Raw genomic sequence first — 24,772 nt, 5'->3', positions numbered from 1 at the left:
ACAAAAAGAGCAGCTAAATCTGACTTTTTCAGAAGATTTAACTGCTGTGAGCCTTGTCTGGACAATATTTCAGACAAAACCTACGACAAATGATTATTCATATTATACCTTATTTAGCTAGATTTTTCAAGTTTTTTTTACTATTTTTTAAACAATCTTTTCCTATATATTATTTTAAAATTTCAAGAAAATGAAACATTATATTTTCTCTTAAAAGTTGGGAAAACGCTTGCACTAATGTTTACCTCGTGCTATACTGATAGGGAACAACTACACAAGGAGAATTGTGATGAAAAAGATCCCATCTCAAACTGAGAAAAAAATGATTTATGGTATCCGTTCCTTGAAGAACGGAACTGGTTCTGTCCTTATTGGTGCCAGCATTGTCTTGCTTTCTGCTACAATGCCAACTATTTCGGCCAACGAAAACCTTCCTCAAACTCAGGAAAATACCAGTGCTGTGACCAAGGCCCCTACTGAGACTGAAACGAGGCAAACTCAAAAGGAAACGCCTATTTCTGAACAAAAGAATGCAAACGCTTCCCTTGATTCTAAAAAAGAAGCTCCAGCTGTGGAAACTACTACAGCACTAGAAACACCTAAAACAGAAGATACTACTACAAGCCAGGCGAACAGCAAGGAAGAGAAAGTAGACGCCAGCACTTCATCGCCAACTTCAGATCAAAAACCACAAGCTGACACATCCTCTGAAGAACCCATCGCAGACAACCACTTCCGTATCCATGTAAAAAAACTCCCTGAAGAAAACAAAGATTCTCAAGGTCTTTGGACTTGGGACGATGTTGAAAAGCCGTCTGAAAACTGGCCCAATGGAGCCAAATCCTTTAAGGATGCCAAGAAAGATGACTACGGTTATTATCTAGATGTCAAACTCAAAAATGAGCAAGCCAAGAAAGTCAGCTTCCTCATCAACAATACCAAAGGGGATAACCTGACGGGAGACCGTTCGGTAGAGCGCCTCTCTCCAAAAATGAATGAGGCTTGGCTAGATGAAAACTACAGGGTATACAACTACCGTCCTCAACCAGCAGGAACTGTCCGTGTCAACTACTACCGCACCGATGGAAACTATGACAAAAAATCTCTCTGGTATTGGGGCGATGTTAAAAACCCAAGCAGTGGAGAATGGCCTGACGGTACTGACTTTACAGCAACTGGAAAATATGGTCGCTACATTGATATCCCACTCAATGAAGCTGCGAGAGAATTTGGATTTTTATTACTAGACGAAAGCAAGAAAGGCGATGATGTGAAAATCAGAAAAGAGGATTATAAATTCACTGATCTAAAAAATCACAGTCAAATTTTCCTCAAAGATGATGACGAAACCATCTACACCAACCCTTACTATATACACGATATCCGTATGACTGGTGCCCAACACGTGGCTAAATCTCGTATCGAAAGCAGTTTTTCTACCCTCGTTGGAGCTAAGAAAGATGATATCCTCAAACACTCCAGCATCACTGATTACCAAGGGAATAAAGTAGCTATCACAGACGTGGAAGTGGATGAGGCAGGTAAAAAAGTGACCTACATCGGCGACTTCTCTGACACTCAACACCCTTACACTGTCAGCTACAATTCAGACCGCTTTACCACACGTTCAAGCTGGCGCCTCAAGGATGAATCCTACAGTTACGATGGTCCACTCGGCGCAACTCTAAAAGAAGATGGCAAGCGTGTTGACCTCACCCTCTGGTCTCCAAGTGCTGATAAGGTTTCCGTTGTTGTCTATGACAAGAAAGACCCTGAAAAAGTAGTTGGAACTGTCGCCCTTGAAAAAGGAGAAAAAGGAACCTGGAAACAAACTCTGGATGCAAACTCTGGTCTCGGTATCAGCAACTACACTGGCTATTACTACCACTACCAGATCGAGCGCCAAGGTAAAACTGTCCTCGTTCTTGACCCTTATGCCAAATCATTAGCGGCTTGGAACAGTGACCTAGCAAAAACAGATGCCGCTCATAAGGTCGCTAAAGCTGCCTTTGTGGACCCATCTAAACTAGGCCCACAAGATTTGACCTACGGTAAGATTCGCAATTTCAAATCGCGCGAAGATGCTGTCATCTATGAAGCCCATGTTCGTGACTTCACCTCAGATCCTGCCATCGCAAAAGACTTGACCAAGCCATTTGGTACCTTTGAAGCCTTTATCGAAAAACTGGACTATCTCAAAGACTTGGGTGTGACCCACATCCAGCTCCTTCCAGTCTTGTCTTACTACTTTGTCAATGAATTGAAAAACCATGAACGTTTGTCTGCCTACGCTTCAAGCAACAGCAACTACAACTGGGGATATGACCCTCAAAACTACTTCTCCTTGACTGGCATGTACTCAAGCGATCCTAAGGATCCAGAAAAACGTATCGCAGAATTCAAAAACCTCATCAACGAAATCCACAAACGTGGCATGGGGGCTATCTTGGATGTGGTCTACAACCATACTGCCAATGTTGATATTTTTGAGGATATTGAGCCAAACTACTACCACTTTATGGATGCAGACGGAACTCCTCGTACCAGCTTTGGAGGTGGCCGTTTGGGAACTACCCACTACATGTCTAAACGTGTCTTGGTAGACTCCATCAAGTATCTGGTTGAAACCTACAAAGTAGATGGTTTCCGCTTCGATATGATGGGTGACCACGATGCAGCTTCTATCGAAGAAGCGTACAAAGCTGCACGCGCCCTCAATCCAAATCTTATCATGCTAGGTGAAGGCTGGAGAACCTATACTGGTGATGAAAATACGCCTGTACAAGCTGCTGACCAAGATTGGATGAAGAAAACAGATACTGTTGCTGTCTTTTCAGACGACATCCGTAACAACCTCAAGTCTGGCTATCCAAACGAAGGTCAACCTGCCTTTATCACAGGTGGCAAACGCGATATCAATACCATCTTTAAAAATCTCATTGCCCAACCAACCAACTTTGAAGCAGACAGTCCTGGAGATGTTATCCAGTATATCGCAGCCCATGATAACTTGACCCTCTTTGACATCATTGCCCAGTCTATCAAAAAAGACCCAAGCAAGGCTGAAAACTACGCTGAGATCCATCGTCGTTTGCGACTTGGAAACCTCATGGTCTTGACCGCTCAAGGAACTCCGTTTATCCACTCTGGTCAGGAATACGGACGTACCAAACAATTCCTTGATCCAGCCTATAAGAATCCTGTCTCAGAGGATAAGGTTCCAAACAAGTCTCACTTGTTGCGCGACAAGGACGGCAAGCCATTTGTCTATCCTTACTTTATCCATGACTCTTACGACTCTAGTGATGCTGTCAACAAGTTTGATTGGACCAAGGCAACAGATGGCAAAGCATATCCTGAAAATGTCAAGAGCCGTAACTACATGAAAGGATTGATCGCCCTTCGTCAATCGACAGATGCCTTCCGACTCAAGAGTCTGCAAGACATCAAAGAGCGCGTCCACCTCATTACTGTTCCAGGACAAAATGGCGTTGAAAAAGAAGATGTGACCATCGGCTACCAAATCACCGCTCCAAATGGTGATGTCTACGCTGTCTTTGTCAATGCGGATGATAAGGCTCGTGAATTTACTCTAGGAACTGCCTTTGCTCACTTGAGAAAGGCCGAAGTTCTCGCAGATGAAAACCAAGCAGGACCAGTAGGAATTGCTAACCCTCAAGGTCTCGAATGGACTGAAAAAGGCTTGAAATTGAACGCTCTCACTGCTGTCGTTCTCCGCTTGTCTCAAGGTGGTGCCATTGTCGCTCCAGCTGTGGAAGAAAAACCAGAATTTGACCTTTCTAGCTTGGAAGTCGAACCAGAACAAGGTCAAGCTCAAAACCTAGCAGCCAATCCTGAAACTCAAGAAACTGCTACAGAGGCTCACTCTCAGAACCTCCTTCCAAACACAGGAACTGAGAGCAAATCCCTCCTTGCCCTTGCTGGATTCAGCATCCTTGCCTTTCTCGGACTTGGATGGTTGATAAAGAACAAGAAAAAGAAATAACACTCAATGAAAATCAAAGGGTAAACTAGGAAGCTAGCCGCAGGCTGCTCAAAACACTGGTTTGAGGTTGTAGATAAGGCGAAGCTGACGAGGTTTAAAGAGATTTTCGAAGAGTATAACCTAGCCCTCCTATAGAAAAACACCCTATGATTAGAAGAATCTTCTAGTCATGGGGTGTTGTTTTTATGATACACTTAGCTATCAAATCATATATTCTACACTATAGCTAGCGTCTGATAAGATACGAGCCAGGAACTGCTTGGTTCGTTCTTCTTGTGGACGACTAAAGAAATCGTGGGGATTGTTCTCCTCTACGATACGGCCTCCATCCATGAAAATAACGTGGTTAGCGACATCTCTAGCAAATCCCATCTCATGCGTGACGACCACCATGGTCACACCTTCTCCCGCCAACTGTTTCAGAACATCCAAAACATCTCCAACCAACTCAGGGTCTAGTGCTGATGTTGGTTCATCTAGCAAAATGACCTCGGGTTTGACGGCAATAGCACGCGCAATTCCTATTCGTTGTTGTTGCCCTCCAGATAGCTGAGAAGGGTAGTAGTCTTTGTAGGCCAGTAAACCAACTTTTTCCAAGGCAGATTCTGCACGTTTGAGCGCTTCTTCCTTGGGAACTTTACGAGCGACGATTAGACCTTCTAGAATATTTTCCAGAGCAGTTTTATTTGCAAAAAGATTGTAGTGTTGAAAAACAAAGGCTGTTTTTTGGCGAATTTCTAGAATGTCTTTCTTGCTTAATTTGGCTAAGTCATAAGTTTTTCCTGCCAAGGTCAAACGGCCACTGTCAGCTTTTTCTAAGTGGTTGAGACAACGGAGAAAGGTCGTTTTCCCCGAACCTGATGGTCCTAAAATAACGACGACATCCCCTTGGTTGACCTGGAGATTGACATCCTCCAAGACCTGCCTCTCACCAAATGTTTTTGCGATATGTTCTACTTGTAACATCCTGTCCTCCTATACGAAACGCGCGCTAGATGTTTTTGCTCTCTCTTCTTTTTTCACATAGCCTTTCTCCAGTAGGGAGAAGCCCCATTGAATCAAACCACAGATCAAAATATACTGCAAAAAGATCACAAAATAAGACTCAAAATACTGGTAACCGTAGGACGCTTCTACACGAGCAATAGCGGTGATATCCTTGATGGTCATAACAAAGACCAGGGAGGTCCCTTTGACGATATTGATCACCAGATTGGCTAAGTTAGGCAAGGCTGAGCGCAAGGCTTGAGGAAAAACAATCCTTAGATAGGCCTGGGTTGTAGTCAGCCCAATCGCATGCGCTGCCTCTAGTTGTCCCTTGTCCACCGTCAAGATAGCTGAACGCAAAATCTCCGATAAACTCCCAACTGTCATCAAACTATAAATGATAAAGGCATAATAGAGAGAATCAAGCTTGAAAATATCAAAGTCACTTCCTATGCTTTTGAGAAATTGATTCAGCAAACTTGGAAACAAACTATAAAAGAAGAGAATCAATAAAATCGGAGGAGTCGCTCGGATAAAGGCCAGATAGACCAGAGAAAAACTCCTCACACCTCGAACCTTATAGATCTGACCCAAGGCTAAAAATAGAGCCGGTAAAAAGCTTAAGACCATAGCCACAATCATGATAATCAAGGTGATTGGCACACCCTTCAAGGTCTCCAGAAAGGTCTTTAAAATATAGTCTATATCCATTTCTTACCTCCCTTTTGTTTCCAAAGACTTCTCAAGCAAACGGCTCAAGCTAGAAATAACCAGGGCAATCCCCCAGTAAAGAAGCGCAACTGCCGTATAGGTTTCCAGCGAGTAGTTCCCTAAATTGCGACTGATCAAGAGATTCCCCGCCCCCATAACATCAACGAAACCAATCGTATAGGCCAAGGCAGCATCTCGCATGAGATTGAGTATAGCGGTCGTTATATTGGGAAGAGCAACTTGAAAAGCTTGGGGAAAAATGATTCTCCAAAAAGTCTGACTTGGAGTCAAACCAATACTAAGCCCGGCCTCTGTCTGCCCCTTTGGAATAGCTTGATAGGCCGCCTTGAAAACCTCGGCAACAATAGCCGCAAACAAGAGAATCATCGTCAGGAGAACAAAAATAGTTTTAGACCAGTTGTTGATATCCAAACCAAGCCACCATTTCAGAAATTCTGGCAAGCCATAAAAGACTAGAAAAAGCAAGACAATCGGCGGTGTACAACGTAGGGTAAAGATATAGCCTTTGGAAATCGCTGCAAAACTCTTGTCTTCTCCTACTTGTGCCCATGCCAAGAGACCTCCAAAAAGGGACCCAAGAAGAGTGGTAAAAAAGAGAATGGACAAGGTCATAGGAAGTGCCTGCCATAATGTTGGCAAAAACTGAAAGACCTTGGAAAAATCATAAGAAACCATGCAAAACCCTTTCTAGTCTTGGAATTTCTGGTCTAGTCTTTGTCTACATAACTAAAGACATCTTCTTTAAAGTATTGCTGAGATAACTTAGCAAGCGTTCCATCTTCCTTCAACTCTTTGATTGCTTTTTCATATTCTTTAGCGAATTTCTCACCCTTTTCATCACGGTGAATCAAGGGATAAGTTGGAATGCCCTTGTATGGGAACCAGCTGAGTTTATCCGCATATTGGTGGTAAGGGCCATCTTCTGCGGTAACTGCTTTTTCAAAGGACAGTTTGATATCAAAGAAGGCGTCATAACGTCCTTCCAAGACCCAGGCATAGGCATCTGCCACTTTAAAGGATTCAGCTGCTGTTAGCTCAATCGGTGCATCCTGATGTTTTTCATTGTAGCTGGTGATGACATTCCATTGAGCATTCTGTGGAGAGATGGGAACCAATTTCCCTTTATTCTTAGCAAAGTCATCAATGGTTTTGTATTTCTGTTCATCTTCTTTTCTGACAGTAAATCCGATGATGCTCGCTCCGACTGGTTCAGATGGAATGACAAACTTTTTAGCTCGTTCATCTGTGTACCAAGCTCCCTTGGTTCCGATGTCATACTTACCTGATTCCAGACCAATCAAGAGGTCATCATCACTGGTACCCGTATATTCAAATTGATAGTTTGCCAACTTCTCATCAACAGCCTTCAAAACAGCTACCTCATAACCATCTGATTCCCCTTTTTCATTGACAAAGTCATAAGGTACATAGTTTTGTGTATGGGCAACCTTCAAGGTTATAACTTCAGCAGACGAAGCCGTTTCTCCATCCTTGGCTGGAGCACCAGCTAAACTTCTCCCGATAATCGTTGCCCCAATTACTACAACCACTGCTACACCACCGATAATCCATGCTTTTTTACTCATCTTTTTCTCCTTTAGTTTTCAAGCGCTTCTCTCACCCACTGGATACGTTCAACTGCGATATCACTTGGAATGGTACAATCTGCCCCAAGTACCAAGCCCTGTTCCCCAGCTTCTGCAACTAGTTTCTTTGCTTCAGCCTGAATGGCATCCTTGCTACCAGTATACAGCAAGCCTGTCTTACCATTTTCAAATCCTCCAAGAACCGTATGTCCCTTGAAAATCTCACGACCTTCCTTGAGAGTGATTCCCTCTGGTCCTACAGCCCAGTTAAAGACTTGGGCTGGATAGTCTGCAAAAAGGTGAATATCATTTCGTGCTCCCTCGTAGCCACAGATATGAAGAACCGTGACACCACCAACAGCACTAGCTGCTTCCAGAACCGTTATCTCGCTAGGTGCAATGACGGCTTGATACTCTGCTGCCGACACTCGTTGATCTTGGATACTCTGCACGCTGAGGTAGATTCCATCAGCACCAGCCTCTTCGATAACAGCTCGGCTGAGACTCGCAATATCCTCTGCAATCACATCCAACACCTTCTTGAGGGCTTCAGGGTCTTCCACCAGAAAGTCCGCAATGAGGTCATCCCCACCAGATACTTCCCCCAGTAGCCACTTGAGATAGGTCACAGGAGCAAAAATATTGTAAATCGCAACGATATCTTCTGTAAACTCTTGCTTGATTTTCTGAACCAAGTCCACCTGCTCTTTTATCCAAGCGTGCTCTGGTCCGAGTGGTTGAATGGTTGCCAATTCTTGAAGTGATTTTCCTTTGGCAATCGCTGGATTTGGATAAGCAAAGTAGCCATCACTCATTAACTTGATAAAGTCCGGCTGAACTTCTCGGATAAAGCGCTTATGGCCCTCAATATTCTTCTCGATAATGACTGGATTTGAAAATCCGTGTAGCCATTCGTCTTCGGATGTGAAATGGTGCCAAAAACCAACTGGCACACGATCAACCTTTTCACCTCTAAATGCTTTTAAAACCCATTCTTTTTTTTCTGACATTCTTATTCTCCATTTCTTACTTTTTCAACTAATAAACTGCTTGCGATATCATTCGAGCGTAGAAAGGGAAGACTGGACTTGGAAAAATCCTGAACTCCACGACATCTCTCTCCATTTTTGCAGTGCCCATTTTTTACGACGCTTATGGCAACCAAAGCCAGCAAACCGACAACTGCAATGAAGATTCCCCATCTTTTACTTTTCATAGCTCCTCCTTTTAGAGAACAGCTGCCTGCCGAATCCAGTCCAACCTCTCTAAGTCAAAGTCATCTGGAACAGTACAGTCAGCTCCCAGAAGAACGCCTTTATTACCAGCTTCAGCCAGCAACCGTCTTGTTTCATCTTGCAATTCCGCCTTGGAACCTTGATAAAGCAAGCTTTTCTTGCCGTTTTCAAATCCACCTAAAACGGCCTTGCCTGGAAACAACTCTTGCCCCTGTGTCAAACTAACATCCTCATGGTGGGTCGCCCAGTTGACCACTTGAGCTGGATAGTCCTTAAATATCGTCACATCATTGCTCGCACCTTCAAAACCACAGATATGGAGGATATTGGTCCCACCAACCTGATTGGCTGCCTCCAAAATCGCTATATTGCTCGGTTCTATATAGGTTTGGTAGAGTTCTGGTGTGATGCGCTCATCTTGAATTTCCTGGGTGCTGAGGTAAATCCCATCAACTCCACCTTGCTGGATGATTTTCTGAGTTAGGATAGCAATATCTCTTGCAATCACATCTAGAATAGATCTGAGTTGCTCAGGATTTTCAAGCAATAGGTCAGCCACTTCCCTATCTCCTCGAGAAGTTTCTGTACGGAACCAACGCTTGAGGTAGGAGATAGGCGAAAAGATATTGTAGAAAGAAGCAATCTCTTCGGTAAAGGTCTCTCGAATCGCTTGTACCACTTCCACCTGTTGCTGAATCCATGGGTGTTCCTCACCAATCGACTCAATAGAAGTCAGCTCCTGAATGCTTGCAATCTTAGGACGATAGACATTACTTGGATAAAGGAAAAAACCGTCGCTCATAATTTTGACAAAATCAGGACGAATCCTTTCCACATAATTGTGATGCCCATCAACACTTTTTTGAAAGATACGTGGATTATTTAATCCCTGCCCCTTTTCTTCGAGTGTTACAAAATGAAACCAAAATCCCACAGGAACTCTTTCCACTTCATCGCCTCGAATCGCTCTAAAGACTAGCTCTCTTTTACTTGCCATACCTTTCTCCTTCCATTTGGATTGAAACCATCTTACCACTCCTTTTCCCCTTTTCCCAATATATATTGACTATCAACTCGATTGGAAATTTTTATATCTATAAAGAAAAAAATCCCTAAAAAGCTTGATGTTACTAGCCTTTCAAAGATTCACTTTATTTTCATCTATTTTCCAAAAAGAAGCTGATATAGATTTTCTATCAAGCCGATTGAATTTTTTTATATCCATCTTCATTCCCAAATTAAGTACATAATTTTATCCTAATACCAAATTACTACTGAAAAATTTCTTTTCTCTCGGTATTTCCTTGCACAAATCCCATGAAAACGCTACAATATTAATAGACTATTATTAGGAGGATGGGATTATGAAAATATCCAAAGTTACCATTACAATTGCTTCTACACTTACTTCCGTCATTTTACTGACTGGCTGTGGTACAAATTCGGCAAATTCACAGACAGCACAAAGTAGTACATCTGATAATCAGGTTACCATGACCTATGATCAGTTGCGTTCAAGAGAAAATACTATGTCAACTCTTTGGTATCAAAAAGCAGCTGAAACCAAGGCACTCTATCTACAAGGTTACAATGTCGCTACTAATCGTTTGAAAGAACTACTAAAAACACAGACAGATAAACCCTACTCTATCGTTTTGGACTTAGACGAAACCGTATTAGACAATAGCCCTTATCAAGCGCAAAATGTCAAAGATGGAACAGCATTTACCCCAGAAAACTGGGATGTCTGGGTAAAAAAAGCCGCAGCCAAGGCTGTACCAGGTGCTAAAGATTTTCTCCAATTTGCAGACCAAAACGGTGTCCAAATTTACTATGTATCTGACCGCACGATAGATCAGGTAGATGATACGATCAAAAACCTAGAAAACGAAGGAATTCCTGTACAAAGCCGCGATCATCTCATGTTCTTAGAAAAAGGCGTCAAATCTAAAGAAGGTCGTAGACAAGCAGTCCAAGAAAAAACCAACTTAGTCATGCTACTAGGAGACAATCTTGTGGACTTTGCAGAGTTTTCAAAGACCTCTGAAACTGAGCGCGACCAAAAATTAGAGGAATTACAAAAAGAGTTTGGTGAGAAATTCATCATTTTCCCTAACCCAATGTACGGATCATGGGAAAGCACTGTTTACAATGGTAATAAATTGGATGCCAAGGGTCAAACTGAAGAGCGTCAAAAAAACTTACAAGGTTTTGATAAATAAAATAAGGGAGCTATCTACCAGTTTACACCAACCACAAGATATCGTATTTGCGAGAATAGCGAAAAAAGACGATTTCCAAGCGGAAATCGTCTTTTAATAAGGACAGACTTCTCCAATTCAAAATGTACTTCATTTAGTATAGGTGTAGCCATAAATCATATTTTCTAAGTGGTTTATACATGACTGTCCGTCAGGGAAAGCAAATATGCAAAATTTAGAAATTTTGATATAATAGAACTATCAAAAAGTAAAGGAATGATTGGTATGAAAGCAATCACAGCTCACAGCTCACAGCTCACAGCTCACAGCTCACAGCTCACAGCTCACAGCTCACAGCTCACAGCTCACAGCTCACGCTGATTATGTAATCAAGCGTATTTTTTGTCAAGCCCTAAAACAGACTTTTTCACATTTTTGTGAGAAGGTCTTTTCTGTTGTGTATGAAAGTGAGGGACTTGTATGAGTCAGGCATTCGAAACAGCGATTCAACAAGCCCTACGAGAGGTGGTAGAAAGCTTTGATGAACAGTATGTAGCTGAGGGACTATTAAAAAAAGACGCTATTATAACCGATTTAGATAATTATAGACCCGAGTTGGTTGAAAAGATTTTGACAAATACAATTCTAAATGAAGCATTTACCGAGGATATTGCTGGTGCGACAATTTTGAAAATCAATGATATCATTCAAATGCTTGAAGTTGATGAATATTGGTCAAACTCTTACACACGTTACACTAACAAAATCGGATTAGCAGCAGATAATCGCTATCTAGATGAAACAACAGATGTTGTCCTAAATTTCCCCTACAAAGATGGTATCTTAAAAGCTGGTATGACTAAAGATGATGTTTCAAGGGAAGATGCTGAAGAATCCTTTTTAAATGAGATAGTTGCTAGAGAAGAGATTGATGTCCTTCTAGATAAAAAGATTTTAAAAAATGCTAAGAAATATGACAAAAATGGCTCTTCTCCTGTATCAGAAATCAAGGATACGAATAACCTGATTATCAAGGGAAACAACCTGTTAGCACTCCACAGTTTGAAAAAACGATTTAGTGGAAAAATTAAAAGTATAATTGTTGATCCACCTTACTATTTTAAAAAAACTAAGAGTAGTGATGCATTTAATTATAATTCAAATTTTAAATTATCTACTTGGTTAGTTTTTATGAAAAATAGATTAGATGTTGCCAAGGAGCTGCTATCTGATGAAGGATTATGCATAATTATAGTTGGAGAAGAAGGATGTGCTCAATTAAAATTATTAGCAGATAATATATTTGAAGAGGATAAATATATTGGTACGATTTCGTGGAGAAAATCTGATAATCAAGCAAATATTGGAGAATTTGCAAAAGTAACAGATTATATACTTATTTATAAGAAATCGAGTGGGAAATTAAATAAGTTACCACTAACCGACAAAGCTAGAAAAGAATATCGTTATTCAGATGAGAACGGTTATTTCAGACGACAAATTTTATTGCATAAGACTAGGGGTAAATATAATTATGAACTAACAACTCCTACAGGAAAAAAACTTTATGGCCCCTGGATGAAAGAGAAAGAAGAAATAGAACGGTTAGATAATTTAGGAAAGATATATTGGACACGAGGTGGGCAAGAACAACCATATGGTAAACTATATTTACAAGATTCGGAGGGTCAAATACCAAATGATTTTTGGGATAACTCATTTGGTACGAATCAACGTGGAGCTGAGGAGATTAGAGAGTTATTTAGGGGTGATAGGTTATTTGATTTTCCAAAACCTGAAAGACTTATTTATAATTTGATGAAAATTAGTAGTGAAGAAGGAGATATTGTCCTTGACTTCTTTATGGGTTCGGGAACTACTGCAGCAGTAGCTCACAAGATGAATCGTCAGTACATCGGTATTGAACAAATGGATTATATTGAAACCGTAGCTGTCGAGAGATTAAAGAAAGTTATCAATGGAGAACAAGGTGGCATTTCTCAAGATGTTGCTTGGTCTGGCGGTGGTTCATTCATTTATGCTGAGTTAATGGACAAAAATGCGACCTTTATTGATGCTGTTCTTAACTCTAAACATTCTGATGAATTAAAGGCTATCTTTGACGACATGAAAGCCACACTTGATTTTGATTTCAGAGTGGATTTACAAGAAGTTGACCAATCTATCTGGGATGAAGATTTTGAAATGCAGAAAAAAATTCTTGTGAAGATTATTGACAAAAACCAGCTCTATCACAACTACTCCGAAATTGATGATGAAACCATTAAATCGCAATTATCCCAATCAGATTATGATTTTAATAAGAGTTTTTATGGGGAGAAATGATGGTTAGAAAAGCAAAGAAAAAAGAACTGATCTTTGAACTCTTCGATGAATTGAAACAGCTGGATATGGATATTTTGAACGAACAGCATGGTTGGGAATTACCACAGTATATTGTAGAAAATCTCAAGCATGAACCACGTTCTTATCAGAGTGAAGCTATTCGCTATTTTCACTACACTCAAGCATCAGATACTTTTACGTTTCGAAAGCCAAGACAACTCATGTTCAATATGGCAACTGGTTCGGGAAAGACTGATTTGATGGCTAGCTTAATCCTCTATCTCTATAAAGAAAAAGGGTATCAAAATTTTCTGTTTACAGTGAATACAAATGGTGTTCTGAGTAAGACCATTGATAATCTAACGAATGCTCAATCTACTAAGTTTCTTTTCAATTCCAACTTAGAAATTGATGGGGAACATATCTTTATCACCCAGATTTCAGGAAGATTTCCAGATTTTCCTAATAAAAATGTAATTAATATTAAGTTTGTTTCAATTCAAACATTGACAAATGACCTCTTCACACAGGCAGAAAATATCATGTCATTAACAGATTACCAGAAGACAAAAATGGTTATTCTGGCGGATGAAGCCCATCACTATTCTGCTTCTACGAAAAAGAAAAATAAAGCAGAATTGGAAAAAGTCTCATGGGAAAAATGCCTACTTTCTCTTCTTCACGCACATGCTGATAATCTCTTGCTAGAATTTACCGCAACACTTGATTTTGACGATGAGACCATTTATCAAAAATATCGAGATAAGATTATTTACCGTTATACCTTGGATTCATACATCAAAGAGCGATATTCAAAAAATGTAAGACGCATTCAGACGGGGAATTCCAATGAAGATAATATGCTTAGTACCGTTCTTCTGAGTGAATATCGTCGCAAGTTTGCTCTAGAAAAATTTGGGATTGAGATAAAACCAGTCATTCTTTTCAAATCGCATAAAATCGATGCTTCCTATGAAGCAAATAATCTATTCAATGAGATGATTGATAGTCTGACCGTGGAAAGTTTAAGGTCGTTCCTTATTTCACAATTGAAAAGTGTATCAGAGGAGCAAAGCCATACCCTACAGCTAGCTTATCAGTATTATCTCGAAAAGGATGATCTTTCAACTGTTGTTCGAGAAATTAAGCGTGGTTTTTCACCAGCTAGAATTCTAAATGCAAATGATTCAGATAGTGGCTCAAAAGGGTTGCTAGAAACAGGACAGTACCAAGCCCTCAATTCGCTTGAATCGCCCAATAATCTGTACCGTGTAGTCTTTGCCGTAGCAAAATTAACAGAAGGTTGGGATGTCCTCAATCTTTACGATATCGTTCGTATTAGCAACTTGGGAAAAATGAATGATAAAAGAGATGCTAAATCAACCAATTCCGAGGCTCAGTTGATCGGACGTGGGGCGCGATACAATCCTTTCTCCTTAAATCAAAAGATTTCTTACCAAAGACGATTTGATGAATCAGATGAAACAGCAAGTCTTTTGTTGGAAACACTACACTACCATACCCTTAATGAACCGCAATACATCAAGAATTTGATGGCATCACTTGATAAGATGAATCTTGCGACTGGGACTGATGAAAAAAATCCTCCAATTGAAATCAAACTGAAACCCTCTTTCAAGAAAACCCAAATCTTTAAAACAGGTAAGCTTTACTATAATGAAACTGAGGAAATTCCTGACAGTCTCTATGTGAATTTACGTGCATATGGTATTGAAATTTCTAAGCTAGCCAATGTAACCTATTTTAAATCCACCTATGAAACAGCTTACCTTTCAGCTGAAGCAATAGAGTTAAAAACGTCCCCATTGAGGGGAATTGATATTCGTTATTTTAAAAAATCAATTAACCGCTCTAACTTTTTCCGATTTGAAAATCTGAAAAGATATCTTCCAAATCTCAAGTCTATGGAAGATTTTTGGAGAGAAAATTGGCTAGATTTGCAAAATCTTACACTCTCTGTCACAACAGAAAAAGAAACCATTGTAAAAGATTTTTCCGCTATGGAAAAGCTGAAAATTGTTGATAACTTTTTTAACCTACTGGCTGCCCAAATAAAGGCAGGCTATCGCAAAGCAAGAGGTACGAACCGCTTTATCGGATATCCAATTACAGAATATCTCGTTGATTATCGCAAACGAATACCTAATTATGATACAGCTAAACAGAGTGGCTCCTTCATCGAACAAAAAGTAGCTAATATTAGTTTTGAAAAATTTGACTTTTTTGCTTACCAATCTGCTATAATCAATAGAAATGAAGAAAATTTAGTTAATGCTATCGCCAATCATATTGATGAACTAAGAGAACAATACGGTGATGTTTTCCTCATTCGAATGGACGAAAACATGCTAAAGGGGACAGATAAAGTTGAACGATTGAAATTGCACCAATTTGAAGAGAATCCACGGGAAATCAATTTTTCAGGATTTCAACCAGACTTTATCCTACTTCTTCAAAATAAGGATTACTATCTTCAAATCTTCATTGAACCCAAAGGTGAACAATTGGCAGAAAAAGATAGATGGAAGGAGGAACTTCTTTCATATATCAACGACCATCAAGAAGACTTGATTTTCGAAGATGAAATTGATGGAGTTATCATCAAAGGACTTAAATTCTATAATCAAGAAAATAGTAAACAAACACTCAATCAATTAGCACAGATAGCTCTTGAAAAACCACATTTTGGTGGAAATATTAGGCTGGACTTATTCTAAGTATCAAAAAGACGATTTCCGCTTGGATAATCGCCTTTTTTGCTATTTTATCTTGTAGTTGGTATAAACTGGTATATATTCCCTAGAAAGTATGCTCTATCCCTTGTACCAACTGTAGTCCCCATTAATCGGTGTGTAGCTGTCATAGTCTTTCATCTGAATGGAAGTTCTATCTGCACTATCAAAAATCGTTCTTTCTGTTCTTTTGATTCCCTCTGAGTTTGGGACTGATCCAGCCTAGCATAGCAATAATACTTTATTTCCTTTCAGGATAAATAACTTAGTCATTAATACAGCGGCTCCTTACTCAAGGATACCAAGAGAAAGCCAAAAAGCCTAGACTGACTAGACTTTTTGGATCTATAATATTTGTAGTGGGTAAATTCCCTATGGATATTATAGAGCCTCTTTTGTTGTAGAAAAAAGGTCCCATATAATCTATAATGAAAAGCGACCAAACCATCATTAGAAAGAGTTATATGGAACAACTAAATCTTATCACAAACTTACTCAGAATGAAAGACCAAAATATCGTTATCACTGATGAATATGGCCTAGGAACTCACTTAGAACTCCATGGCTACTTGGATTACATACCTCCTAAATGTCCTTCCTGCAAGGGAGAAATGGCTAAATACGACTTCCAGAAAACCTCTAAGATTCCCTACGTAGAAACAGCTGGTTTCCTACTGCTTATCCGTCTTCGAAAACGCTGGTTCAAGTGTAAAGAATGCGAGAAAATGGCTGTCGCCGAAACTCCTCTTGTCAAGAAGAACCACCAAATCTCTGTCGCAGTTAACCAGAAAATTGCCCAATTACTTATCGAGAACCAAGCAATGACACATATTGCTCCCAGATGTCATGTCCTGGGATGAGTATGCTTTTAAGAATAGGAAAATGAGCTTTATAGCTCAAGATTCCAATTCCCTAAATGTCATCGCCATCCTTGACGGAAGGACACAAGCAACCATCCGAAATCACTTCCTACGCTATCCTAGACAGGTTAGAAAACAGGTCAAAGTCATTACTATGGATATGTTTAGCCCCTACTACAAATTGGCTAAACAGCTTCGCTTTCTAATTTCTAGGCTCAGGCTGAAACAGTCTCCCAGACTGTTGCACTCCCTAATGCAAAAATAGTACTCGACCGCTTCCATATTGTACAACATCTCAGCCGTGCTATGATATGAGTCGTGTATGTGTCCAAATCATGAATCAATTTGAGCGAAAATCCCATGAACACAAGGCCATCAAGCGTTATTGGAAGCTCATTCAACAGGATAGCCGTAAACTCAGCGATAAGTGATTCTATCGCCCTACTTTTCGGTTGCACTTAACCAATAAAGAAATTCTAGACAAGCTGTTAAGCTATTCAGAAGAATTAAAACACCACTATAAGCTCTAATCAGCTCTTACTTTTTCACTTTCAGAACAAGTACTCTGACAAATTTTTTGGACTCATTGAGGACAATCTAAGGCAGGTTCATCCTCTTTTTCAGACTGTCTTTAAAACCTTCCTCAAGGATAAAGAAAAGATTGTCAACGCCCTTCAACTACCCTATTCCAACGCAAAGTTGGAAGCAACTAATAATCTCATCAAACTTATCAAACGAAATGCCTTTGGTTTCAGGAACTTTGAAAACTTAAAAAAGCGAGTTTTCATCACTCTGAACATACAAAAAGAGAGAACCAAACTGGTCCTCTCTAGATGTTCGCTTTTCATCTACCCACTACAGTTGACAAAGAACCTTAAAAAATAAGACAGTAACCTCAGAATAGCTACTGTCTTATCTCTTTTTTTACTTAAAGCCTTAATAGACTTGACAAATGGTAGAAAAGATCCTTTTAAGGAAGATATGTTCATTGCAAACAAATCATATCAATTAGAAAGCTTAGTCTTCTTTCTTCTTACGAGCCACAAGACCAAATCCACTCAATACTCCGAGAAGTCCAAGTGCTGCTAGGCTAGCATTGTCTTCTGTACCTGTATTTGGAAGTTCATGTTGGCCATCCATATATTGAGGTGTAGAAGGTGCTGCTGGTTGAACTGGAGTTGGGGTTGGTTGTGGTACTGGAACGTAGTTGATTGGTGTGTCCTTAGTTGGATCGCTTGGTATGTTTGGTACTTCGTATCCTTTAGTTGGATCATTTGGATCAACTGGTTTCAGTGGGTTTCCGTTTGGATCTACCGGAGTGAATCCTGGGACGTAAGGTACGTGTGGTTTATCACTTCCTGGTTTTGTCGGATCTTTCGGATCGTTTGGATATGGAATTGGATTTGTTGGTGTTCCTGGGATATTTGGTACCCATGATCCTAACTTATCGTAAACAACTGTTTCGTTGATATCTTTGATTGTATCCGGTGTTACTTTAATATCTTTAGTTGATGATTCTAAATCACCAGCTTTAGCGATGTATCCTTTAACTACTGGTACTGGGTATCCGTTGAAGATATCGTCGTTACGATCTGTTGTCCATTCTACATATGTGATTTCTCCTGTTACTAAGTTAACTTTAGCATCACGAGTGAATTTAATTGTTTCAACACGAGTTTCAGATACTTCTTTTCCGTCACGATCTACATACTTGATAGTACGTGTAGCTGATTTCTCAGTTACAAGATCTTTCACAGTACTTGGCCATACTGGGCTGTTTGGATCGTTAGGGAATACTGGTTTACCTGGTTCTGGTGTAGATGGCGTTACTGGAGTTCCATCTGGGTTTTTCGGTAAGTTTGGATCATTTGGATCTACTGGTTTACCTGGTGTAACTGGAATGATTCTTTCAGCTACTGTTACATTGAAGATTTGATCTACAGATTTATCTTTATCAAATACTCTGTCTGTATCTTTAGATGGGAAGTCGTTCTTAACTACTCTATATCCAGCTTTTTCAAGTTTTTCAATAGTCTTAGTTACTTCATCAACTTTAGACTTAGTGAAGTTAGCTCCTGAATCACCTTCATCTACTACTGGAGTTGATACTACTTTACCATTTTCAGTTACGAAGTTTGTGATAGCTTTTTGCTTATCAGTTACATAACTGATTGGTGTATCCTGAGTTGGATCGTTTGGAATTGGTGGTGGGTTGTATCCCTTGCTTGGATCGCTCGGATCTTTCGGTGTCAATGGGGTTGTGCCATCTGGGCCTACTGGTGTAGTTCCTGGTACATGTGGAATCAATGGAAGATCCGTACCTGGTTTCGTTGGATCTGTTGGATCGTTTGGATATGGAAGGTTTGGTACTTTTGGAAGTCCGTCTGGTACATTTGGTACGTATGAACCGAGCTTCTTGTATTGTACAACTTCTTCGCTATCCTTATCATCAGGAGTCACTGTCTTCGCTGCTACATTCGCCTTATCTGCCACGAATCCAGTTACGACTGGTGTGTCTTCTTGGGCCAATTCTTTCGTAGCTGGTGTCCATGCGCCGAAGGTTTCAACGCCAGTTACACGATTGCGTTCACCTGTACGTGTGAAGGTTGCTTCTTGAGTCACAGGAGCTTTCAGAGCTGGACGACCGGCTGTCTCACCATCTGCGTATTCGTACTTGATGGTACGAGTAACCTTGCTATTCAATTTAGCTGGGTCTGTAATCTTCTCTGTACCTTGACGAAGAGTAACCACAAATTGTTGGTCTTTCTTATTATCGTTGTCAAAGTTCTTAGGTCCTGCGAACTCATCGTTCACCACTTCGTAACCCTTGTCTGTCAATTCTTTCAGACGGGCTGCGTAGTTAGTTGTACCGATTGGCTCACCTGACTTACCGCTTTCAACGACCTTACCAACTTCCTTGTTGTTATCATCTTGGTCTACGAAGGTGATAATCGCTTTTTGACCATCTTTCACATAACTGATTGGTGTATCCTGAGTTGGATCGTTTGGAATTGGTGGTGGGTTGTATCCCTTGCTTGGATCGCTCGGATCTTTCGGTGTCAATGGGGTTGTGCCATCTGGGCCTACTGGTGTAGTTCCTGGTACATGTGGAATCAATGGAAGATCCGTACCTGGTTTCGTTGGATCTGTTGGATCGTTTGGATATGGAAGGTTTGGTACTTTTGGAAGTCCGTCTGGTACATTTGGTACGTATGAACCGAGCTTCTTGTATTGTACAACTTCTTCGCTATCCTTATCATCAGGAGTCACTGTCTTCGCTGCTACATTCGCCTTATCTGCCACGAATCCAGTTACGACTGGTGTGTCTTCTTGGGCCAATTCTTTCGTAGCTGGTGTCCATGCGCCGAAGGTTTCAACGCCAGTTACACGATTGCGTTCACCTGTACGTGTGAAGGTTGCTTCTTGAGTCACAGGAGCTTTCAGAGCTGGACGACCGGCTGTCTCACCATCTGCGTATTCGTACTTGATGGTACGAGTAACCTTGCTATTCAATTTAGCTGGGTCTGTAATCTTCTCTGTACCTTGACGAAGAGTAACCACAAATTGTTGGTCTTTCTTATTATCGTTGTCAAAGTTCTTAGGTCCTGCGAACTCATCGTTCACCACTTCGTAACCCTTGTCTGTCAATTCTTTCAGACGGGCTGCGTAGTTAGTTGTACCGATTGGCTCACCTGACTTACCGCTTTCAACGACCTTACCAACTTCCTTGTTGTTATCATCTTGGTCTACGAAGGTGATAATCGCTTTTTGACCATCTTTCACATAACTGATTGGTGTATCCTGAGTTGGATCGTTTGGAATTGGTGGTGGGTTGTATCCCTTGCTTGGATCGCTCGGATCTTTCGGTGTCAATGGGGTTGTGCCATCTGGGCCTACTGGTGTAGTTCCTGGTACATGTGGAATCAATGGAAGATCCGTACCTGGTTTCGTTGGATCTGTTGGATCGTTTGGATATGGAAGGTTTGGTACTTTTGGAAGTCCGTCTGGTACATTTGGTACGTATGAACCGAGCTTCTTGTATTGTACAACTTCTTCGCTATCCTTATCATCAGGAGTCACTGTCTTCGCTGCTACATTCGCCTTATCTGCCACGAATCCAGTTACGACTGGTGTGTCTTCTTGGGCCAATTCTTTCGTAGCTGGTGTCCATGCGCCGAAGGTTTCAACGCCAGTTACACGATTGCGTTCACCTGTACGTGTGAAGGTTGCTTCTTGAGTCACAGGAGCTTTCAGAGCTGGACGACCGGCTGTCTCACCATCTGCGTATTCGTACTTGATGGTACGAGTAACCTTGCTATTCAATTTAGCTGGGTCTGTAATCTTCTCTGTACCTTGACGAAGAGTAACCACAAATTGTTGGTCTTTCTTATTATCGTTGTCAAAGTTCTTAGGTCCTGCGAACTCATCGTTCACCACTTCGTAACCCTTGTCTGTCAATTCTTTCAGACGGGCTGCGTAGTTAGTTGTACCGATTGGCTCACCTGACTTACCGCTTTCAACGACCTTACCAACTTCCTTGTTGTTATCATCTTGGTCTACGAAGGTGATAATCGCTTTTTGACCATCTTTCACATAACTGATTGGTGTATCCTGAGTTGGATCGTTTGGAATTGGTGGTGGGTTGTATCCCTTGCTTGGATCGCTCGGATCTTTCGGTGTCAATGGGGTTGTGCCATCTGGGCCTACTGGTGTAGTTCCTGGTACATGTGGAATCAATGGAAGATCCGTACCTGGTTTCGTTGGATCTGTTGGATCGTTTGGATATGGAAGGTTTGGTACTTTTGGAAGTCCGTCTGGTACATTTGGTACGTATGAACCGAGCTTCTTGTATTGTACAACTTCTTCGCTATCCTTATCATCAGGAGTCACTGTCTTCGCTGCTACATTCGCCTTATCTGCCACGAATCCAGTTACGACTGGTGTGTCTTCTTGGGCCAATTCTTTCGTAGCTGGTGTCCATGCGCCGAAGGTTTCAACGCCAGTTACACGATTGCGTTCACCTGTACGTGTGAAGGTTGCTTCTTGAGTCACAGGAGCTTTCAGAGCTGGACGACCGGCTGTCTCACCATCTGCGTATTCGTACTTGATGGTACGAGTAACCTTGCTATTCAATTTAGCTGGGTCTGTAATCTTCTCTGTACCTTGACGAAGAGTAACCACAAATTGTTGGTCTTTCTTATTATCGTTGTCAAAGTTCTTAGGTCCTGCGAACTCATCGTTCACCACTTCGTAACCCTTGTCTGTCAATTCTTTCAGACGGGCTGCGTAGTTAGTTGTACCGATTGGCTCACCTGACTTACCGCTTTCAACGACCTTACCAACTTCCTTGTTGTTATCATCTTGGTCTACGAAGGTGATAATCGCTTTTTGACCATCTTTCACATAACTGATTGGTGTATCCTGAGTTGGATCGTTTGGAATTGGTGGTGGGTTGTATCCCTTGCTTGGATCGCTCGGATCTTTCGGTGTCAATGGGGTTGTGCCATCTGGGCCTACTGGTGTAGTTCCTGGTACATGTGGAATCAATGGAAGATCCGTACCTGGTTTCGTTGGATCTGTTGGATCGTTTGGATATGGAAGGTTTGGTACTTTTGGAAGTCCGTCTGGTACATTTGGTACGTATGAACCGAGCTTCTTGTATTGTACAACTTCTTCGCTATCCTTATCATCAGGAGTCACTGTCTTCGCTGCTACATTCGCCTTATCTGCCACGAATCCAGTTACGACTGGTGTGTCTTCTTGGGCCAATTCTTTCGTAGCTGGTGTCCATGCGCCGAAGGTTTCAACGCCAGTTACACGATTGCGTTCACCTGTACGTGTGAAGGTTGCTTCTTGAGTCACAGGAGCTTTCAGAGCTGGACGACCGGCTGTCTCACCATCTGCGTATTCGTACTTGATGGTACGAGTAACCTTGCTATTCAATTTAGCTGGGTCTGTAATCTTCTCTGTACCTTGACGGTAAACGTAGGTTACTGTACCGTTGTTACCCCAGTCATCCAGACTTCCTGAAGGTGGCAAACTACCCTTTTTCAACCCAACAAAGTCATAGTTTGGGATGGATTTTTGTTCAGTGGTATAAGTTTTACCTTTGAAGGCACCTTGTGGATAGCTTACTGAGCCCTCAGCAATTTCTCGACCTTGCTCATCTTCATAACGTACGCCAACAGAAGCACCTTGGTAGAAATCAAAACTTTCAATCTTAAACTGTTGCAAGTTCTTGTTGCCACCAGTCGAAGCTGTAACCACCATAGACATCAGTTCTTCTGGAGAGTTGACCGTCTTCTTCCATTGTTTTTCACCGAGATTACTTCTATAAGTAACTGTCAATTCCTTGGTTGCACCATCATACTGGATAGTAAAGTCATGGAATTTACCGTCTATGTCACTTGAGTCCAAAGGTTGGGCGCTACCAGCGTCTGTCTCAGCCCACCAACGATCATATTCGCCATTTTGTCCTTTAATTTTTTTAAAAGTGGTATTTACCCAGGAACCGAACTGTCCTAGATTAGGGTCTTCAGCCCAACCATATTCGAAGAAAGTCGCGTCGTTAGTATCAAAACGTCCTCCTTTTGGTGGCACGTAGAGATTCCGGTAAGTATCCAATTTGAAACCAGTTGCGTTACGCAAACCACCGATACCAAGGTTACCACCGGAGGCACCTAGATCTGTTATATTCCCTGTATGGAAGGCAAAACCGATACCATCGGCACCACCGCGCTCTTGGGTCTTATCACCAAGGTTTACCTGGCCCTTCAGCTTAAAGCTTTGGTTCATATTGATCTTACTCTTCAGACTGAAGTTACCTAACCTAGAGTTTTCATCTGGAGTAAGGGTTACAATACCATCATGTTGGTTATAGGTAGCTGAGCCATTCAATTTGAAGTAGTCAAGGAAGTTTTCTTTTGTTACAGTTACCTTCCCTGTTTGTGAGGTAGACGAACGGAAGCCACTTTCTCCTGCTTTACGGAAACCAGAATAACCTTTATCCACTTCGCGTTGGGCAGCAGCCAATGTGGAATTTGCTTTGCTTCGTGCTATTTCATTTGGTGTTTTGCTAGCTGTTGCCAAACTAGCTGCTTGGCTAGCTGCTTTTTCAACTGATACCTTAGGTTCTACAGCAGCAGTTTCATCTGCAGCTGCTTCAGATGAAACTGCAGTTGACTCCGCAGTAGCTGAAGTAGCTGGGCTAACTCGAGCCTCAGACTGAGTTGCAGCAGTTGATTGGCTAGTCGCTACTGAAGCTTTAGATACTTCCGAAGTAGCTTCTGATTTAACATTCTTGTCTTCTACTTTGCTAGATGAATCTTCTGCAGAGGTAGAAGATACTGTAGATGTAGCACTTGAAACTGCATTGCTTTCAGCAACAGTTGTTACGGTTGAATCCTTACCTACGGCCGACTCAGAATCATCCATTCTCGAATTTTTCCCTGAATCTGGCACAGAGGTCGTTTTCTCCGTAGAGGTACTTGAAGAATCTGCCGTAGCTAGCGTATCGGCTGAGACAACATTCCCCCCAAAGAACATGAAAGCTGCGACTGCTACAGAAGCCACACCTGCACTAAACTTACGCACTGAATATCGCAGTCGCTTTTCAGCGCTTGCTCTGCGTAATCTGCGTCGTGCATTTTTATCCATAAATATTTCTCCTTTTTTAAAAATATGAGTCAACTAGCTATTTGCAATATTCTAACTATTCGATATTTAAAACATATGCAATATGCAGTTGTTGATTATAATGTTAAACTTTCAACACCATATCATGGCTATAATATCCTTTTTTCTCCATTTTGTCAAGATTTTTTACCATTTCATTTCCGGATGTAACAAAAATGTAACATTGTGTTGCAAACTTCTAAATGCATAATTTTCATTTATCCAAAAATGACCTGTCTACTTCTTGCTACAAAAATCGAAAAGAAGCGACCTTCCGAAGCGAAAGGAAGCCCAGTCCAGCCACTGGTTAAAGCACTTAACTCTAACGCTCTTCCCACTTTTGTATACGATAAATAAGAGGGATTTATAATGTTAGAAGATACTCGTCAAAA

General features: G+C 41.1%; 12 protein-coding genes and 1 pseudogene. 5 read left to right on the top strand and 8 right to left on the bottom strand.

Annotated features, from left to right (window positions below):
- The first annotated feature begins 289 nt into the window (after positions 1 to 289).
- Positions 290 to 4,006 carry a pullulanase gene (locus KIH88_RS01325; protein ID WP_213988392.1) on the top strand — a complete coding sequence of 1,239 codons (3,717 nt, stop codon included), beginning with the start codon at positions 290 to 292 and terminating at the stop codon, positions 4,004 to 4,006.
- Between the two features lie 201 nt (positions 4,007 to 4,207).
- Here the strand turns inward: KIH88_RS01325 and KIH88_RS01320 are convergent, their stop codons facing one another.
- From KIH88_RS01320 to KIH88_RS01290, 7 genes are read right to left on the bottom strand one after another with little or no spacing between them, the layout of a single operon-like run.
- Positions 4,208 to 4,972: an amino acid ABC transporter ATP-binding protein gene (locus KIH88_RS01320; RefSeq protein ID WP_000942251.1), complete on the bottom strand. Its 765-nt coding sequence runs from the start codon at positions 4,970 to 4,972 to the stop codon at positions 4,208 to 4,210.
- Positions 4,973 to 4,981: 9 nt separating this feature from the next.
- Positions 4,982 to 5,704 carry an amino acid ABC transporter permease gene (locus KIH88_RS01315; protein ID WP_213988393.1) on the bottom strand — a complete coding sequence of 241 codons (723 nt, stop codon included), beginning with the start codon at positions 5,702 to 5,704 and terminating at the stop codon, positions 4,982 to 4,984.
- A 3-nt stretch (positions 5,705 to 5,707) separates the two neighbouring features.
- Complete coding sequence (locus KIH88_RS01310; protein WP_000255460.1) at positions 5,708 to 6,400, bottom strand: amino acid ABC transporter permease; 693 nt, start codon at positions 6,398 to 6,400, stop codon at positions 5,708 to 5,710.
- A 32-nt stretch (positions 6,401 to 6,432) separates the two neighbouring features.
- On the bottom strand, positions 6,433 to 7,311 hold the full coding sequence (locus KIH88_RS01305; protein ID WP_000037011.1) for a transporter substrate-binding domain-containing protein: 879 nt from the start codon (positions 7,309 to 7,311) through the stop codon (positions 6,433 to 6,435).
- Between the two features lie 11 nt (positions 7,312 to 7,322).
- The gene (locus tag KIH88_RS01300) at positions 7,323 to 8,321 is read right to left on the bottom strand and encodes a uroporphyrinogen decarboxylase family protein (RefSeq protein ID WP_213988394.1); all 999 of its coding nucleotides are present in this window, start codon (positions 8,319 to 8,321) and stop codon (positions 7,323 to 7,325) included.
- 2 nt (positions 8,322 to 8,323) lie between these two features.
- Complete coding sequence (locus tag KIH88_RS01295) at positions 8,324 to 8,527, bottom strand: hypothetical protein (RefSeq protein WP_000837737.1); 204 nt, start codon at positions 8,525 to 8,527, stop codon at positions 8,324 to 8,326.
- An 11-nt stretch (positions 8,528 to 8,538) separates the two neighbouring features.
- Positions 8,539 to 9,543 (bottom strand): uroporphyrinogen decarboxylase family protein, encoded by a 1,005-nt coding sequence (locus KIH88_RS01290; RefSeq protein ID WP_213988395.1) that lies wholly within the window; start codon positions 9,541 to 9,543, stop codon positions 8,539 to 8,541.
- Between the two features lie 367 nt (positions 9,544 to 9,910).
- Here KIH88_RS01290 and KIH88_RS01285 point away from each other — a divergent pair, with 367 nt between their 5' ends.
- From KIH88_RS01285 to KIH88_RS01270, 4 genes and pseudogenes are all read left to right on the top strand, one after another.
- Positions 9,911 to 10,768, top strand: coding sequence for a 5'-nucleotidase, lipoprotein e(P4) family (locus KIH88_RS01285; RefSeq protein WP_213988396.1), 858 nt, complete (start codon positions 9,911 to 9,913; stop codon positions 10,766 to 10,768).
- A gap of 459 nt (positions 10,769 to 11,227) precedes the next feature.
- Entirely contained in the window at positions 11,228 to 13,093 is a 1,866-nt protein-coding gene (locus KIH88_RS01280) for a site-specific DNA-methyltransferase (RefSeq protein ID WP_213988397.1), read from the top strand.
- On the top strand, positions 13,093 to 15,831 hold the full coding sequence (locus KIH88_RS01275; protein WP_213988398.1) for a DEAD/DEAH box helicase family protein: 2,739 nt from the start codon (positions 13,093 to 13,095) through the stop codon (positions 15,829 to 15,831). Before KIH88_RS01280 ends, KIH88_RS01275 begins: the two co-directional genes overlap by 1 nt.
- 479 nt (positions 15,832 to 16,310) lie before the next feature.
- Positions 16,311 to 17,591 (top strand): annotated as a pseudogene (locus KIH88_RS01270) (transposase).
- Positions 17,592 to 17,723: 132 nt separating this feature from the next.
- Here the strand turns inward: KIH88_RS01270 and KIH88_RS01265 are convergent.
- Positions 17,724 to 24,362, bottom strand: coding sequence for a mucin-binding protein (locus tag KIH88_RS01265; RefSeq protein ID WP_445656354.1), 6,639 nt, complete (start codon positions 24,360 to 24,362; stop codon positions 17,724 to 17,726).
- Positions 24,363 to 24,772 lie beyond the last annotated feature (410 nt).

The sequence above is a fragment of the Streptococcus oralis genome (assembly GCF_018448765.2).
Classification (GTDB): Bacteria; Bacillota; Bacilli; order Lactobacillales; family Streptococcaceae; genus Streptococcus; species Streptococcus oralis_BM.
This window is presented reverse-complemented; position numbering and strand designations above follow the sequence as displayed.

Excerpts from the sequence above, each read along its gene's own strand:
- KIH88_RS01265 (WP_445656354.1), bottom strand. The coding sequence starts at position 24,362 with ATGGATAAAAATGCACGACGCAGATTACGCAGAGCAAGCGCTGAAAAG.
- KIH88_RS01320 (WP_000942251.1), bottom strand. The coding sequence starts at position 4,972 with ATGTTACAAGTAGAACATATCGCAAAAACATTTGGTGAGAGGCAGGTC.
- KIH88_RS01300 (WP_213988394.1), bottom strand. The coding sequence starts at position 8,321 with ATGTCAGAAAAAAAAGAATGGGTTTTAAAAGCATTTAGAGGTGAAAAG.
- KIH88_RS01295 (WP_000837737.1), bottom strand. The coding sequence starts at position 8,527 with ATGAAAAGTAAAAGATGGGGAATCTTCATTGCAGTTGTCGGTTTGCTG.
- KIH88_RS01310 (WP_000255460.1), bottom strand. The coding sequence starts at position 6,400 with ATGGTTTCTTATGATTTTTCCAAGGTCTTTCAGTTTTTGCCAACATTA.
- KIH88_RS01290 (WP_213988395.1), bottom strand. The coding sequence starts at position 9,543 with ATGGCAAGTAAAAGAGAGCTAGTCTTTAGAGCGATTCGAGGCGATGAA.
- KIH88_RS01275 (WP_213988398.1), top strand. The coding sequence starts at position 13,093 with ATGGTTAGAAAAGCAAAGAAAAAAGAACTGATCTTTGAACTCTTCGAT.
- KIH88_RS01315 (WP_213988393.1), bottom strand. The coding sequence starts at position 5,704 with ATGGATATAGACTATATTTTAAAGACCTTTCTGGAGACCTTGAAGGGT.
- KIH88_RS01325 (WP_213988392.1), top strand. The coding sequence starts at position 290 with ATGAAAAAGATCCCATCTCAAACTGAGAAAAAAATGATTTATGGTATC.
- KIH88_RS01280 (WP_213988397.1), top strand. The coding sequence starts at position 11,228 with ATGAGTCAGGCATTCGAAACAGCGATTCAACAAGCCCTACGAGAGGTG.
- KIH88_RS01305 (WP_000037011.1), bottom strand. The coding sequence starts at position 7,311 with ATGAGTAAAAAAGCATGGATTATCGGTGGTGTAGCAGTGGTTGTAGTA.
- KIH88_RS01285 (WP_213988396.1), top strand. The coding sequence starts at position 9,911 with ATGAAAATATCCAAAGTTACCATTACAATTGCTTCTACACTTACTTCC.